At 51.5% G+C, this 16,159-nt stretch carries 16 protein-coding genes; 6 read left to right on the top strand and 10 right to left on the bottom strand.

Translation table 11 applies throughout. The features are described 5' to 3' along the window. Positions 1–252: 252 nt before the first annotated feature. Complete coding sequence (locus tag ETV65_RS23435) at positions 253–1,140, top strand: LysR family transcriptional regulator (protein ID WP_129955493.1); 888 nt, start codon at positions 253–255, stop codon at positions 1,138–1,140. 174 nt (positions 1,141–1,314) lie between these two features. On the opposite strand, the gene ETV65_RS23430 is transcribed toward ETV65_RS23435, so the two are convergent. From ETV65_RS23430 to ETV65_RS23385, 10 genes are all read right to left on the bottom strand, one after another. Further along, positions 1,315–2,529 carry an acyltransferase gene (locus ETV65_RS23430; protein WP_129955492.1) on the bottom strand — a complete coding sequence of 405 codons (1,215 nt, stop codon included), beginning with the start codon at positions 2,527–2,529 and terminating at the stop codon, positions 1,315–1,317. A gap of 195 nt (positions 2,530–2,724) precedes the next feature. Beyond that, a complete protein-coding gene (locus ETV65_RS23425; RefSeq protein WP_129955562.1) occupies positions 2,725–3,561 on the bottom strand; it encodes an MBL fold metallo-hydrolase in 837 nt (278 codons plus the stop codon). A gap of 10 nt (positions 3,562–3,571) precedes the next feature. Beyond that, positions 3,572–3,898 (bottom strand): hypothetical protein, encoded by a 327-nt coding sequence (locus ETV65_RS23420; protein WP_129955491.1) that lies wholly within the window; start codon positions 3,896–3,898, stop codon positions 3,572–3,574. A 45-nt stretch (positions 3,899–3,943) separates the two neighbouring features. Further along, entirely contained in the window at positions 3,944–4,507 is a 564-nt protein-coding gene (locus tag ETV65_RS23415; protein WP_129955490.1) for a peptidylprolyl isomerase, read from the bottom strand. A 109-nt stretch (positions 4,508–4,616) separates the two neighbouring features. After that, positions 4,617–5,399 carry an alpha/beta fold hydrolase gene (locus tag ETV65_RS23410; RefSeq protein ID WP_129955489.1) on the bottom strand — a complete coding sequence of 261 codons (783 nt, stop codon included), beginning with the start codon at positions 5,397–5,399 and terminating at the stop codon, positions 4,617–4,619. 324 nt (positions 5,400–5,723) lie between these two features. Continuing rightward, positions 5,724–6,695: a chemotaxis protein gene (locus ETV65_RS23405; RefSeq protein ID WP_129955488.1), complete on the bottom strand. Its 972-nt coding sequence runs from the start codon at positions 6,693–6,695 to the stop codon at positions 5,724–5,726. 191 nt (positions 6,696–6,886) lie between these two features. After that, the gene (locus tag ETV65_RS23400) at positions 6,887–7,864 is read right to left on the bottom strand and encodes an oxidoreductase (protein WP_129955487.1); all 978 of its coding nucleotides are present in this window, start codon (positions 7,862–7,864) and stop codon (positions 6,887–6,889) included. A gap of 89 nt (positions 7,865–7,953) precedes the next feature. Next, the gene (locus ETV65_RS23395) at positions 7,954–8,619 is read right to left on the bottom strand and encodes a TetR/AcrR family transcriptional regulator (protein ID WP_129955486.1); all 666 of its coding nucleotides are present in this window, start codon (positions 8,617–8,619) and stop codon (positions 7,954–7,956) included. Positions 8,620–8,791: 172 nt separating this feature from the next. Continuing rightward, positions 8,792–10,129: an LLM class flavin-dependent oxidoreductase gene (locus ETV65_RS23390; RefSeq protein ID WP_129955485.1), complete on the bottom strand. Its 1,338-nt coding sequence runs from the start codon at positions 10,127–10,129 to the stop codon at positions 8,792–8,794. 9 nt (positions 10,130–10,138) lie between these two features. Continuing rightward, the gene (locus ETV65_RS23385) at positions 10,139–11,125 is read right to left on the bottom strand and encodes an MsnO8 family LLM class oxidoreductase (protein WP_129955484.1); all 987 of its coding nucleotides are present in this window, start codon (positions 11,123–11,125) and stop codon (positions 10,139–10,141) included. A gap of 232 nt (positions 11,126–11,357) precedes the next feature. On the opposite strand from ETV65_RS23385, the gene ETV65_RS23380 reads away from it, so the two are divergent. From ETV65_RS23380 to ETV65_RS23360, 5 genes are all read left to right on the top strand, one after another. After that, a complete protein-coding gene (locus tag ETV65_RS23380; protein WP_129955483.1) occupies positions 11,358–12,551 on the top strand; it encodes an amidohydrolase in 1,194 nt (397 codons plus the stop codon). A gap of 208 nt (positions 12,552–12,759) precedes the next feature. After that, a complete protein-coding gene (locus tag ETV65_RS23375; protein ID WP_205951635.1) occupies positions 12,760–13,689 on the top strand; it encodes an ABC transporter substrate-binding protein in 930 nt (309 codons plus the stop codon). Between the two features lie 15 nt (positions 13,690–13,704). Beyond that, complete coding sequence (locus tag ETV65_RS23370; RefSeq protein WP_129955482.1) at positions 13,705–14,220, top strand: GNAT family N-acetyltransferase; 516 nt, start codon at positions 13,705–13,707, stop codon at positions 14,218–14,220. Between the two features lie 15 nt (positions 14,221–14,235). Next, positions 14,236–15,150, top strand: coding sequence for an amino acid ABC transporter permease (locus ETV65_RS23365; protein WP_129955481.1), 915 nt, complete (start codon positions 14,236–14,238; stop codon positions 15,148–15,150). A 15-nt stretch (positions 15,151–15,165) separates the two neighbouring features. Then, complete coding sequence (locus ETV65_RS23360; protein ID WP_235173987.1) at positions 15,166–16,011, top strand: amino acid ABC transporter ATP-binding protein; 846 nt, start codon at positions 15,166–15,168, stop codon at positions 16,009–16,011. Positions 16,012–16,159 lie beyond the last annotated feature (148 nt).

Genomic DNA, 16,159 nt, shown 5'->3' with positions numbered 1-16,159 from the left:
ATGACTGATTGTTCGGGGAAATGTGCATGAGTTACAGAGCAGAAAAATAAGCACAGTCTGTTGTTGTAATTCGTAATTCAGAATTAATGTCTGCCCGGAGGGTAATAATACTGACACGTCTCCTGAACTGGCCAGACAGAGCCTGTGGTGGTATCCCGGCGCGCGGGTGTTTAAAACATAGTGACAAAATCATTAATACAGAATATAAATAATTGTTGTGACGGTGAACTAATTTTTAGCATGAGGTCTCAAATGAAGCTAAGTGAACTTCTTGCGTTCGTGACAGTCGTGGAGACAGGGAACATAACCCAGGCAGCCGAGCGTCTGAATCGCGTGCAATCGAGTATTTCCCACCGGATCAGGAGCCTGGAGGATAATCTGGATGTCACCCTGTTAGACCGGAAAACTGATGGTTGCTCACTGACGGCACAAGGTCAGATACTTTATGACTACGCCCTTAAAATATTGAACCTGGCGGATGATTGTAAAAACAACCTTTCCCACTCCAAAAATAGCCAGCTGAATATACGTATTGGCATAATTGAATGTTTACCCCCCTATATTGTCAGCTCGCTCATCGATCTGGGGCATGATTTGGGCTGGAACATAGACATTTCGATAGGTAATACTCTCAGCTTACTCAATGCCTTTGACCAAAATGAATTCGATGCAGTAATAATCGGTGCGGGTTTTTCAAACACCCAGCATTCACGCTCGATATTACTCTCCAGCGAACTGGTTATTATTACCGAAAAAGATTATCCAACCATTAAAGATATCTCCAGCCTTGACGGCGAAGTTTTTTTGCTCAGCAGTAAAAAATGTGCAACCACGACCCGCAATTATAATACTCTTTTTAATGAAGGGAATATCACACCCAAACGGGTTGTGGAATGCGGATCATATCCCGTGCTGTTCTCCAGCATTGCCGCCGGTAAAGGCGTATCTTTAGTTTTACGCTGTTCGATCAGTGGCGAGGTACAAAATAAGATTAAAATTCACGAACTCAGTGGTCAGTTCAATGATTTCAAGATAGAGCTTGTTTATCGTACAGATTCACCTTATCTGGATAGCACAAAATTCCGGGGCATAATGACCTCACTTTTTCAGGATCCCCGGCTGCACAACATCGGCTATTAAGGCATCCGTTATTAAGGCATGTGTAGCAAGCCCTTAGGCGTTCCCCTTTTCAGTAAAACCCCTCATCAAATACAATCGGGAGAGCATATGACTGATATATGCTCTCCCATTCAGTAAGCAGAATTTCCCGACGCATCCTGTTCTGACAACGAAAGGAAACATACTCTATTTACGTTATGCAGATTTACGCAGAACGACTAACGACCTGGTGCGACATTTCTCCAGAATTAACTTCATCATGGGTACTTCAAAGTATTTATATAAAAAGGAGGCACAGGAGACAGATAACACTAGCGCAACGGCGATAAGTGCAATCCCTTCCGGCAAGCTAAACTTTCTTCCTGCCGTGAGGTTCAAAAAATAAAAAAGCACTAAAAAATGAACCATATAAAATGAATAAGATATCTCCCCTAACCATACAGACATTTTAGTGTTCAACCATGTATTTCGGTTTTTTAAATCATCACCCGCAATTGAAACGATTAACAAGCTAACGGGGATAATGAATACCACACTCATACTAAACTGGTATGGGATATACATAGATCCGAGATAACTGGCGGCAAGCAGGGCAAACGAAGCCGTTTTCGACAGCACCAGTATGCGTCCGTGCATCATAAGCCGCGCTGCAAACATACCGGCCAGAAATTCAAATATGCGTGAGGGAGGAAAAATATATGAAACCCAAAAATGTTGCTGCGAAATCGGAAATGCCCCCATCATCTTATTCGGCTCAACCCACAGGTAAATGTACGTTTGAACCAACAAGGATCCTGCCGTTACAATCGTTAAACCGAGCAGATCGAATTTTTTAGGTATTGTCTTCATTACTCTAAAAAGATAAGGGAAAGAAAGATAAAACATCGCTTCTATACACAGAGACCAACTGGGTCTGTTACCCACAAAAAAATAATGCACATCATCAACCCAGGTATTCAGTAACAGAAGGTTTGATGACCATAATTTATATTGATATATGCTCATAGCACCAATAACGAACGCCACGGCCCAGGTCAGACAGTGCGTGGGATAAATCTTCGCAAAACGCCGCAGGTAAAAATCCCCCACGGTGTCGTTATCTTTTGCAGACCACACCATGATGAATCCGCTGAGTATGAAGAAATAAGAAACGCCAAGCCAACCTGCTTTGCCTACGATAACCGTAAAAATATGCTGTATGGTGGGGTCTGAAAAGGGTGCGAGATCGCTGGGTAATGATGAGTGAAATAAAAAGACTAATAAAGCAGCCCAGAATCTGCTTCCGGTAAGCGATGGAAGTTTGGGCTGGGAGGGTAATTTCTCCGCCGTGACCGACTGACTCCCATCCTGTTCATTTACATCAGTGCGAATAGCATCAATATTTATTTCTCTGTTGATTGCAGGATTCATTTTGCTCCCCCCCGAGGATAGTATTTTAAACCTGAGAATTTATTCAGTAGCATAGCGACAATGTTACACAGTAAAAAAATTAATAACGGCAAAGCAACTTAAGCAGAGCCAGACAGGTTGCCCCATTTAATCGTTGCGCTGCCGGTCAGGAAATACATTATTTACAGAGCAGAATGTTCTGATAATAGCTTTTAATTAATTGAAACCGACGATCCTATATCCGGATTCACGTTTTTCAATATAACCGAATCCTTGCTCGCCAAAATGCATACCGCCGACAAGAATTCTTTCCGAGCTCACCTTCTCCAGCATGTGGGAACGGATCTCTGCCGCCATGTGAGGATCGTAGTCAAAGGCGATCGCAACTTCCGGTTTTAGCAGTTGAATATGGGGGAAATGAACAATGTCCCCCCAGATTAATACGCTACCTTTGCTACCCTCAATCCGGTAACCCGTATGCCCCGGCGTATGTCCCTTCAGCGGGATCGCAAAAACACCAGGAAATACCTCGCCATGATCGATGAGACGAAGATTTTTCTGATACTTTTTGAATATACTTCGCGCCAGCAGGAAATTACCTTTTACGCGGTCACTGACGGCTGCGAAATTCTCATCGTCTTGCAGATAATTGAATTCATCGCTGTTTATCACCAGTTCAGCATTAACAAATACAGCGTCGCCTTCTGCGGTGAGCAATCCACCGATATGATCGGGATGGGCATGGGTGAGAAGTACAGCGTCAATATTGTCAGGTTGTATCCCCAACCGGTCCAGATTGGCAATCAGCCTGCCCCCCCATCCCTTAACTCCCCCTGCTCCGCTATCAATAAGAATATTTTTATCCTGCCGGCGGATTAAGAAGGTATTAATATGAACCGCATTGAGTTCACTGATTTTCGCACTGCGCTGAATGGTTTTGCACTCTTCCTCGTCCACATTTGAAAGCATCCCGAAGTCGACGTGCAGATAGCCATCGCTAACCGCAGTAACCGATATATCGCCGAGATCTCTTGTTGGAAAACTAACATTCATAATCTGTTCCTTAGTTCTTTGCATAAATATTACCTGCTTCAAAAGAGAAACAGCGAATTCTTGCTGTGACTCCTGTTTTCTCCTTAATTAATAAATCAACCTGATGCATGAATTCATCCAACACGGGCACGGTTCGGAAAACTTCCTGCCTTAGTTTTGCTTCAAAATAGACCGGCGTACCGAAACCTATCTCTGCGGTGAGGTAGCTGATGTGAATATTATTTTCTTTCGCTTTCAGAATCTCTTTGGCAAGACGGGTTAAGGTGGTTGAAAATTCAGCAAAAACCCCGGCATCTAACCGGTGACTGGCTGAGGTATAGAGAGTAATGCTGGGCATATGACATCGACTCCTTCGGCGAGTTATTTAGGCAGTCAGAGAGCCTTATACTGTTCTGACAGGGGATAATCGCATGCTTTTTATGACATCGGGATTAGCCACCGTGCCCGTGTCCGAAGCCCCCCGGCGGAGTTGATCAATTAACTCTATGCCACTCGTGACCTTCCCAAAAGCCGTGTAGTTCTGGTCTAAAAAACCTGCTCTGGCGGAGGTAATGAAAAACTGATGGCTGGCACTGTGCGGATACCGTGATCTGGCCATGCCGAGGGTACCGCGTTCAAAAGGCATGCGGTTAAACTCTGCGGCCAGCGCCGGTAATCTCCGGTAATCCAGACCAGGATCTTTTATCGGGTCACCCGTTTGTGCCATAAAACCTTCTATAACCCGGCTAAACGGCATGCCGTCATAAAATCTGGCCTCTACCAGCGATTTTATGCGTTCAACATGCCCGGGTGCCAAATCAGGAAATAAACGGATGCTCACTGTTCCATTCGCCAGTTGCATCTCGATAACATCCCTCTGTGCCATAACCCCTTTTAACGCAGCCGGAAGTATTACAGCACCTGCGCACAACCCCAGGCTTCCACCAATAAATAACCGACGATTCATAGGATTTACTCCGTTTGCGCTTCAGATTTTTTCATCATCTGCCCTGCAAAATTGACTCATTAACGACGCCCGTGCCCCCCTGACCCGCGCTGAATACCTGCTCCGGGTGTTAATGCGTATTCTTGTTCTCAATGAACGAGATGATTTCATCAGTGAGCGCTTCGGGTTGCTCAAAATTCGGTAAATGGGCTGCGCCGGGTATGATATGCAATGGGGCGTTGCGCTTTTCAGCCAGACGTTGCGCGTAGTCCTGGGGCGTAAGCTGATCTTCACTCCCTCTCACCACCACAGCCCTTACCCCCGGAATATCCATATCTGTCAGATCGGTATCAGCGATGGCGTAGGAACAACCTGCGAAAGCTTCAACCGTTGTCCGACGCAACATCTGCTTCAGGCCGTCTGCGTCTGGCGTATCGATAAATTTCGGTGTCACCCATTTACTTAAAATCCCCATCTCGAGGTGTTCAACACCGTGGTGAAAGACATCTTCAGCCCGTGCCCGCCAGAGCGAAGGCGGAGCGGCATTCACCAGTGCCGTATCGACAATAATCATTCCCTGTACTCGTTTGGGTATCTTGAATCCAATCCATTGCGCAATTGTTCCGCCGATTGAAACCCCGGCAACATAGAACTGATCGATTTGGAGATGATCGAGCGCCGCCACGACATCGTCGGCCAAATCTGCCATGGTAAATCGCAAAGAATCGACCGCGCTTAATCCGTGCCCGCGGATATCCAGGCGGATCACACGATAACGTTCCGTCAGACGCGGCATTTGCAAATCCCACAAGTGCAAATCCGTTCCCAAAGAATGCAGAAGTACCAACGCAGGCGCTTTTTCTGAACCCTGCACATCGACGTGCTGAGTTAATTTAAGTGGCCGGATAAACATTTAATACTCCCTATTCTTTTTCAGCTTCATGGAAATAAACTTTCCCGTTACGATGGCAAACCTTAAACACGCTGCTAACGTTATTAATAGAACAATTGCTATCTTTGCTCTAATGGATAATTTCGATGCGACTATCGAAATTGTAGATACGAGGCGGATAATATTAATTTTGAAATGTGTAAGGACTTCGGGGCAGCTATTTCAATGGGTGTGCTTAAAGCCCGCGCGCGTAAAAATTTAAGCGGCAGTTCCTGATGATTAATTCTGTCCATAAAAAAACCCGCACAACGGGCGGGCTTTGGCAGTTACAGGCTCAGGGGCGGATTACACATGTGCGATTTTCTTCGCCTCCAGCGCTTTATGAATAGCCGCTTCCAGCTCGTTGATTTCGAACTTCGCCACATAACCGTCAGCACCCACTTTACGCACGTGATCTTCATTGGCGCTGCCGGATAAGGAGGAATGAATAATGACCGGGATATTTTTCAGGAATTCATCACGCTTGATATTGAGCGTCAGGGTAAAGCCGTCCATTTCCGGCATTTCCAGATCCGTTAATACGAAGGAAATTTTATCGGCAATGGGCAGTCCCTGGGCTTTGCATTCTTCAGCCATTTTACGGATTTTATTCCAGGCTTCCAGACCGGTGACATGCATCTGCGCCGGGATTTCCATCATGTTAAGCCCTTTCTCCAGCATCTGACGGGCGACTTTAGAATCTTCGGCCACGATCGCCACCGTGCCCGGCTTGAGTTTAAATGCGCTGGTTTTCTTTTTATCCATGTCGATATTACTGTTCGGAATAATGTCATGGAGGATTTGTTCAACGTCGAGCACCAGCGCCAGACGGTTACTGGATTTATCGTTATCCAGACGCGCAATACTGGTGATGTTACGGCTTTTCACACCCGCCTCGGCAGCCAGCACCTGACTCCATTCAAGACGCACAATGTCATCAACGGATTCCACCGCAAACGCCTGAGTACTGCGTGCATATTCGGTGACCAGCAGAATGTTCAGGCCGGTTTTGGGCACACAACCGACCACAGCAGGCAGGTCGATGACCGGAATGATTTCGCCACGGATGTTGGCCATACCCATCATCGGGGAGGCCATACCCGCCGCTTTAGTCAGCGTGGGCATCGGCACGATTTCGCGCAATTTAAAGACGTTGATACCAAAAAGCTCAGATTGCTCGTCATCCGGCGATGTCCCCAGACGGAACAGCAAAAGCTCAAACCGGTTTGATGAAGTGAGATTGGTTCTCTCATCAATTTCTTTCTGAAAATTATCCATACTTTCCCCATGCCTGTCGTTATTCGTTTTTGATTGTGTTCGCGCGGTGCGTCATTCGGAAAATAAGGAATTCCATTCTCTTTGTTCTCAGAGGGACGTTCTTTTTATCGGCCGGTCAGGGGTAATTCTTTATAGCGGGGAAAAAATTGAAGTAAAGCACCCGGTATCACGAAAATACCGGGCAGGAACGGTCAGCCGCCGATTTTCACCAGCGTCCGGCCCTGGATTTTATTGTTCAGGAAATCGGCTGCAACAGCCGGAGCTTGTTCCAGCGTAATTTCCGTCGCAGCCTGCTGATAAAAATCGTCCGGCAGCGTATTCAGTAAACGCTCCCAGACGGCAGCGCGACGTTCAGCGGGAACTGAAACCGAATCCACCCCCTGCAAACGCACATTGCGCAGAATAAACGGCATCACGGTGGTCGGCAGGTTGAAGCCCCCCGCCAGACCGCAGGCCGCCACGCAGCCGCCGTAATTGGTTTGCGCCAGCAGTTTTGCCAGCACCTTGTCGCCGACGGTATCCACCGCGCCGGCCCAGAGTTGTTTTTCCAGCGGACGGGTTTCGGCAAAATCATCACGGGAGAGGATTTCGCCGGCACCCAGTTTACGCAGATAATCATGTGTAGATCCACGCCCCGTCACGGCCGCCACGGTGTAACCGAGCGTATGCAACAAGGCCACCGCCGTACTGCCGACGCCGCCGCTGGCACCGGTCACCACTACGGTGCCGCTTTCCGGTGTCACGCCCGCCTCTTCCAGCGCCATGACGCACAGCATGGCGGTAAACCCGGCGGTGCCGATGATCATGGCATTGCGCGCAGCCAGACCTTCCGGCAGGGCGACCAGCCAGTCACCTTTAACACAAGCCTGCTCAGCCAGACCGCCCCAGTGCGTTTCGCCGACGCCCCAGCCGGTCAGAATGACAGATTGTCCGACGGAGAAACGCGGGTCGTTGCTGCGGCTGACATGGCCAGCGAAATCAATACCCGGCACCATCGGAAACTGCCGGATGATTTTACCTTTACCGGTGATGGCCAGGGCATCTTTGTAATTCAGCCCTGACCAGCTGATATCCACCCGCACATCGCCTGCCGCCATATCCGGCAGCGCAATCTCTTTCACTTCGGCCAGCGTGGCCTTATCTTGTTGTTCCAGGACCAATGCTTTCATTTTCTTCCCTTTATATTTCAGGTGATTTGAGTTTTTTGTCGTGAGGTATGCGATGACTCACGTAATGATTGCAGGTGCTATTTTTAGATTCAGGATTGAACAGGTGACACAAGGGTATGACGGAAATACGCCCAGAACTGATCCAGCGGCCCGGCCGAGCGAAACAGTTTTGCCCGCATCACCGCCCCTTCCCAGCCGGACCAGAAAATCTGTGCCAGTGACGCGGTCGGCATGGTTGATACGATATCGCCCGCCTGACGGGCTTCTTCCAGGCAGAGGGCGATACGACTTTCCCAGTCATACAAAATCGTTTTGAGTTTCTGCAAAAAATCATCCGGCAGCTGCGGGGATTCCTGCAATAAATTACCGACCAGACAGCCACGCCTGAACTCAAACTTCGCCATTGCCTGACCGGCATGCGTCACAAATGCGTCAATGCGTTGCAGCGGTGACAATTCAGTGCTGAGCAGAAACTTGTCGAGTTTGTGGGCGAAAAAAGCGCCGTAAGCCGTCAGCACGGCCATGCCGAAATCCTGCTTATTTTTGAAATAGTGATAGAACGAGCCTTTCGGCACGGCGATGTTTTTGATCACCGCCTCGATGCCTGCCGACAGGTAACCCGTTTCTGTGATCACTTCCAGCCCCGAACGGATAAGGGCTTCGCGCGTATCCTCAAACTCCCGGGCCGTTCTCGGCGGACGTCCGCGGCGCGGTTTGAGTGGCACCTCAGGTACAGGGGAAAACGCACTACACATAATTTAGACCGATCGTTTTTTAATTGCGAAAAGCCTACGCCTAATTTTTTATGCCGGCAAGCCTGCCGCGGTTGCCGAACCGTAAAAACCTGCCCGTCCGTCAGCCCTGCAAAGCAAAAAGCCCGCTCGGGGCTACCGTGGCGGGCCTGGGAAAAACCTTAGTATGTTGTAACTATTTTTCGCTCACTGTTTCACGCCGGGTTTCATGCACGCTGTAACGGTTGGCCGGGAACGGAATATTCAGACGCTCGCGCAGCGTCGGAGCCTGTGAGGGATGCCAGTAACCCCGCGCTTCCAGCACCGGCAATACCAGACGGGTAATGTCATCCAGCGCTTCGGTCAGTACCGGCCCGCTGATGATAAATCCGCTGGCACCGCCCTCTTCCACCCAGCGGATCAGACGGTCGGCGACCTGTTCCGGCGTGCCAAAGAATTCACCACGCGGCAAGGTGGTCTGATACGCGATTTCCCGCAACGTCAGGTTTTCCTCACGCGCCAGTTTCTTGATGCTGTCGGTGGTGGAGCGGAAGGTGTTTTGCCCTAAATCACCCAGTTCAGGGAACGGGCCGTCCGGCGGATACTGGCTGAAATCATGGTGATCGAAGAATCGTCCGAGATAGGCCAGCGCATCGTCGAGAGACAACAGTGACAACAGATATTGATATTTGGCCTCAGCTTCCTCTTCAGTTCTGCCGACAACCGGGCTGATCCCCGGGAAAATACCCACCGGATGGCGGCCATTTTTGCTGACCTGTTCCTGTAATTTTGCCGCATACTCCTGCGCTTCTTCCAGCGTACGGGCGTTAGTGAAAACGGCATCGGCAGATTTACCGGCCAGTGCGATACCGGCATCCGACGCGCCGGCCTGGAAAATCACCGGCTGACCTTGTGGCGAACGCTGAATATTCAGCGGGCCTTCCACCGAGAAAAACTGCCCCTGATGATTCAGTCTATGCAGCTTCGCCGCGTCGAAAAACACACCGCTTTCACGGTCGCGCACAAAAGCGTCGTCTTCCCATGAGTCCCACAGCCCCTGCACAACGCTGATATATTCTTCCGCAATCTGGTAGCGCAGCGCATGTTCAGGATGATCTTTACCGAAGTTTTTCGCCGAACCGGCCAGCGGTGAGGTCACCACGTTCCAGCCCGCCCGCCCCTGACTGATATTGTCTATCGAAGCCAACTGACGTGCGACGGTAAACGGATCGCTGTACGAGGTCGAAATAGTCCCCGCCAGCCCGATGCTGTGGGTCGCGGAGGCCAGCGCTGACAGCAAGGCCACCGGTTCGAAACGGTTGAGGAAATGGGGCAGCGATTTTTCGTTAATGTGCAGGCCGTCGGCCACGAACAGGAAATCAAAACCGGCTGCTTCCGCACGCAGGGCTAAATCACGGAAATACGGGAAATTGACACTGGCATCTGCCGGCGCTTTTTCATGACGCCACGAGTTCATATGCCCCCCGGCACCGTGCAACATCAGACCCAGCTTGATACTTTTTGATTGGCTCATGAAATCTCCTTACCGCTGGCCAGCCAGCAATTCGATGGACTTCAGCCGCGCACCGGCTTCAGTCAGTGGAGTGTGTATGACAAATTCGTTCACGCACAGGCGGCGCTGAATATCGCGCAGTTGCTGATGGATGTCGCCGGGTGTGCCGTGCAGTATGCTGATTTGCTGCTGTTCGATATGGTATTGCGTCGCGCCGGACTGGCGCACAAAGGCTTCAGCCTGTTCGCGGGAACCGACCGTGACGTGCCGGTCGCCCACCGTGACACGAAAATTATGTCGCCCGGCCACCCGCTCAGCAGCCTGCTCCCGGGTTTCCGCCGCCAGCGCAGCCAGACTGACCAGCGCCTGCCCTTGTCCGGCCGAACATTCATGGAAAGCCAGCACGGATTCTGTCATCACCTCAGCGGAAGCATTGATAAAACCGGCGAAGACAAAGTTCCAGCCCAGCGACGCCGCCAGACGGGCGCTCTCTTTGCTGGCACCGAGTAAAAACCGCTGCGGTGCAACCGGCGGACGCGGCAACGCACGGGCTTCAGTGCCCGCCAGATGGTCATCCAGATGGGTCAGATAATGCGTCAGTTGTTGTAACTGGGCGGGGAAACCGGGAGCTGATTCAGCCGGGGCATGGGCGCGCAACGCTTTGGTCGACAGCGGTAAACCGCCGGGCGCTTTGCCGATGCCGATATCCACACGATCCGGCGCCAGCGATGATAAAAGATGAAAATTCTCCGCCACTTTATACGGACTATAATGTTGCAGCATCACCCCGCCTGAACCTATCCGCAGCCGGGAGGTATGTGCCAGCAACCAGGCGATCAGCACTTCCGGCGAGCTGCCCGCCAGTTTTTCAGTATCGTGGTGTTCCGACACCCATAAGCGGTGATAGCCCAGCTTTTCTGCTGCCAGCGCAAAATTCAGCGTCGCGTCTAGCGCCTGCGCAGCCGTCTGCCCGTCGTTGATCGGGCTTTGATCTAATAAACTCAGTCGGTAATTCACCTGCGCATCCCTTTTTATCCGTTGTGATAAAAAAGAGTTCCACGAAATAAGGTTAAAGCTAAATAATAAAATCACGTTTCTATAGTCAGTATTTTGCTATGCAGGCCGCTGTGCAAAACGACTATAAATTATAGCGACTGAGTATTTCGTTATTCCCGCTGGCCTGACTAGCATGAAATGAATGGCTCCATCTGTTTAACTCTCTCTGTTCAGACAATAAGGTTATTTCGCCATGAGCATTTCACTTGCACAAGAAACACAAAATATTTCATCCGGCACCCCGTCCGGATTATCCGGATTAGAAGAAAAACTCATCGCTTACCGTCGTGAATTACACCAGCATCCTGAATTATCCAATCAGGAGTTTGTGACAACACAAAAGATTACCCAATGGCTGAATGCCGCCGGGATCCGCATTTTATCGCTCGGGCTGAAAACCGGCGTTGTGGCTGAAATCGGACCGGAACAGGGACCCGTTGTGGCCCTGCGCGGGGACATTGATGCCCTGCCGATTGAAGAAGCCTCCGGCGTGACATTCAGTTCGCAGCAACCCGGTGTAATGCACGCCTGTGGCCACGATTTCCATACCTCAGTTATCCTCGGTGCGGCATATTTGCTCAAGGCGCGTGAACAGACCTTACCCGGACGCGTACGGCTGTTTTTCCAGCCCGCTGAGGAACGCTTTGGCGGTGCATCGCAGCTGATTAAAGCCGGTGCGCTGGAAAACGTTGATGCGATTTTTGGCCTACATAATGCGCCTGAACTGCCGGTCGGTACCTTCGCGACCAAAGGGGGAGCATTCTATGCCAACGTGGATCGCTTTCAGATAACCGTGACCGGTAAAGGCGCACACGCCGCACATCCGGAAGAAGGCACCGACAGCATTGTCACCGCCAGCCATATCGTGACCGCGCTGCAAACGGTGGTCAGCCGCAACGTCAGCGCACAGGACGCGGCGGTGGTCAGCGTCACCCGCATTGAAGGCGGCAATACCTGGAACGTCTTACCCCAAACCGTCGAACTGGAAGGCACGGTGCGCACCTACAGCAGCGAGATCCGCGAATACCTTCCACAGCGCATCCGCAAAGTCATCACCGGCGTAGCCGATGCGCTGGGCGCGCAGGCGGAATTGCACTGGTTTGCCGGGCCACCGGCGGTGGTGAATACGCCGCGCTGGGCAGAGTTTGCTTTACAGGCCGCCGCAGAATTTGGCTATGACGCGCAGGTGGCGCAGGCACAAATGGGCGGAGAAGATTTTGCTTTTTATCTGCATCATGTGCCGGGTGCGTTTGTCAGCATCGGCTCTGCCAGTCACTTCGGCTTGCATCATCCGCAATTTAACCCGGATGAATCGGCTATTTACCCGGCCGCAAATTATTTCCAGCAACTGGCGGAAAAAGCGCTGGTGGAATTAGCCGGAGAGTAACCATTTCATTCCTGATTTTATTTTCTCACGCCCGGATATTCCGGGCATTTTCCGTGGAAAATTTCCGTCGCGAGGCATTTCTATTTTATCTCTTTGATTATTTAATTTTGTTCTTTTACATCCCGGCAACACTCGGGAATAGTGAAAACGTCACCTCACGGTTCTCACTCCATAAAATAAGATTGCAGGATAAAAAATAATAATGATGATGAAGCATAGCGCAACCCTTACAGCGACCGCCATCGCGGCAATATTAAGTTTTTCATCAGCCGCATACGCCGCACCGGGTATTGATCTGGTTGCCAATGAAACGCCGGTAAATACACCCAAAAGCCCGGAGGCTGTGGCGAAAATCCCGGCCAATTTTAAGTTTGTTGAACCGGGCACGCTGACCGTTGCACTGGCCGTGCTCGGCAGCGCACCGCCGTTCGGGCTGTACGCCCGTGATAATAAAACTGTGATCGGCAGCGAGGCGGATATTGCCCGTCTGGTCGCCGACGGTTTAGGCCTGAAACTTAAAGTGGTTCCGGCTTCCTGGGAGGACTGGCCGCTGGGCGTGACTTCCGGCAAATACGATGCGGCAATCTACAACATCACGGTCACCAAAGATCGCAAAACCAAATTTGATTTCGCTACTTACCGCGAAGATACCCTCGGTTTTTATGTGAAAAGTGACAGCAAAATCACCTCCATTAAATCCGCACCCGATATCGCCGGTAAACGCATTATTGTCGGCTCAGGCACCAATCAGGAAGCCGTGTTGCTGGCATGGGACAAAGAGAATCAGGCCAAAGGCTTACCGGCGCTGAAACCGCTGTATGTCACCGATGACGCTGCCGCGACGCTGGCGATCCAGTCCGGCCGGGCTGACGCGACGTTCGGCCCGAACGTGACCGGCGCGTATAAATCCCTGCTGACCGGCAAAACCAAACTGGTCGGCACCGTGCCTGGCGGCTGGCCGAAGACTGCCAATATCGCCGTCACGCTGAAAAAAGGGAATGGTCTGGTGGATGCCGTACAGGCGTCGCTGAACAGCGCCATTGCCAGCGGGGCTTACATCAAAGTGCTGGATCGCTGGGGTGAAAGCGTCGAGAAGATCGATCACTCTGAAATTAACCCGCCGGGACTGGGCGACTGATCAGGAGCAGAAACGATGAGCGAAGATATTTTCATTCAGACCGTGCCGGAAGACCCGCTGATTGCACCGGTCATCGACGGATTATTCGGTGAATACCGTGAACGCTACGGCGATTTCTTTTCGAGCCAGCCGCCGGAAGATGACAGTGTTTTTTCCGCCCCCGATGGTGCCTTCATTGTTCTGCTGAGAAACGGCGAGCCCGTTGCGATGGGCGCGTATAAACGCTACGACGAACAGACCGCCGAGCTAAAACGCATCTGGACGCACCGCGCGCTGCGCCGTCAGGGACTGGCGCAAAAAATCCTGCATGAACTGGAACGGCGTGCTGCCGCGTATGGTTACCGGCGGGTCTTTCTGACCACCGGATTCCGCCAGCCTGAAGCGGTCGGATTGTATCTGTCACACGGTTACCAGCCGCAATTCGATACCCGTCTCGACCCGGAAGTCTATTCCCGGCCGCCGTATGACGGGCGACTGCCGTTTACCAAAACACTGAAAGCGCAGGTGCCGGTCACCTCATCTGCGACATAACGACAAGGGAACTCCATGAGCGAAAATACCCCTTCAACTGTGAATCATCCGCCGCTGAAAGTGGTACCGGCGCGCTATCCGTGGCGACTGGCCGGTGCGGTATTTTCGGCATTTATTCTCTTAGGTATCATCCAGTCAATCGCCACCAATTCCCGCTGGGAATGGGGCGTATTTCGCCAGTGGTTTTTTGATCCGGTGATCTTGTCCGGGCTTGGAAAAACCCTGTTGCTGACACTGCTGGGCACGCTGTTCGGCGTGATTTTCGGCACCGCACTGGCCCTCGCCCGTCTGTCTAAATCTTATTTGCTCAATGCGCTGGCCTGGGGGTATATCTGGCTGTTCCGTTCATTGCCGCTGCTGCTGGTGCTGATCATTCTCTACAACTTTTCCTATCTCTACGACAACCTTTCGCTCGGCATTCCGTTCACCACGGTTTCCTTTTTCAGCACCCCGACGGTTAATTTGCTGGATCAGTTTTCCGTCGCCGTGCTAGGCCTTTCCCTGGTGCAATCAGCCTATACCGCAGAGATCATTCGTGGCGGGATTTTGGGCGTAGAACACGGCCAGCACGAAGCCGCCGCCGCGCTGGGATTACCGGCCTACCGCCGCACATTTCGCATTATTTTGCCGCAGGCTTTGCGTTCAATTCTGCCAACCGGTTTTAACGAAGTGATCAGCCTGGCGAAAGGCACATCGATTGTTTACGTCCTGTCGATGCCGGAACTGTTTTACACCGTGCAGGTGATTTACAACCGCACGCAACAGGTGATCCCGTTGCTGATGGTCGCTACCGTCTGGTATCTGCTGATCACCACCGTGCTGTCGGTTTTACAGTATTACGTCGAACGTTATTTCTCCCGCGGCACTGTGCGCCAGGTCGCTCCAACCCCCTTGCAGCGCCTGCGTCAGTGGCGCGTCGCCCGTTCTTAATAAAGGGAAAGCACTATGTCTGAAGCCTTTGATTTATTCGTTAACCGCCCAAGGGAAGCCCCGGTTGAACAGCTGTTCCCGCGCAAACCTCAGGCAGCCACCGTCGGGCGTATAGAGATCAATAATCTGAGCAAGTACTACGGCGCGCACAAAGCGCTGGATAACGTCAGTCTGAGCATTGAACCCGGCACCGTGACCGTGATCCTCGGCCCGTCCGGTTCGGGAAAATCGACACTGTTGCGCACGATTAATCATCTTGAGCGCGTCGACGAAGGTTTTATTCAGATCGATGGTGACTACATTGGTTACCGCCGCAAAGGCGATACACTGTATGAGCTGAAAGAGCGCGCCATCCTCAGGCAACGCAGACACGTCGGTTATGTATTCCAGAATTTCAATTTATTCCCGCATATGACGGTGCTGGATAACATCATCGAAGCGCCGGTAGTTCACGGCCTGATGAGTCGCAAAGACGCCATCATCCGCGCCGGTGAACTGCTCGACACCGTCGGCCTGCGTGAGAAAGCCCACGCCTGGCCGCGTCATTTGTCCGGCGGACAGCAACAACGTATCGCCATTGCCCGCGCGCTGGCGCTGAATCCTAAAGTCATGCTGTTTGATGAACCGACATCGGCCCTCGACCCTGAACTGGTCGGCGAAGTGCTGGATGTGATTAAGAAACTGGCGCAATCAGGCGTAACACTGGTGGTCGTTACTCATGAAATCGGCTTCGCGCGCCAGGTCGCGGATCAGGTGGTATTTATGGTCGATGGTCGCGTTGTTGAAAGCGGCGCTGCCGAACAGGTGCTGGAACGGCCGGTTCACGCCAGAACCCAGGCTTTCCTGGAGAAGGTGCTTTAGCTGCCACACACATGTGACAAAGGTTTTGCTTTACTCCTTCCCCGGCAAACACTGCGCGATTTTGCTCCTTCCCCTCTCACGAAGGGAAGGAGTGTGGGTTTGATGGCAACTCATACAATTACACCACCATTAATACCCCACCCCAACC

It is taken from the genome of Rahnella sp. RFA10(1/100) (assembly GCF_004195115.1).
Lineage (GTDB): Bacteria > Pseudomonadota > Gammaproteobacteria > Enterobacterales > Enterobacteriaceae > Rahnella > Rahnella perminowiae.
Note: the sequence above shows the minus strand (reverse complement) of the source record. Positions and strands in the feature narration are given on the sequence as shown.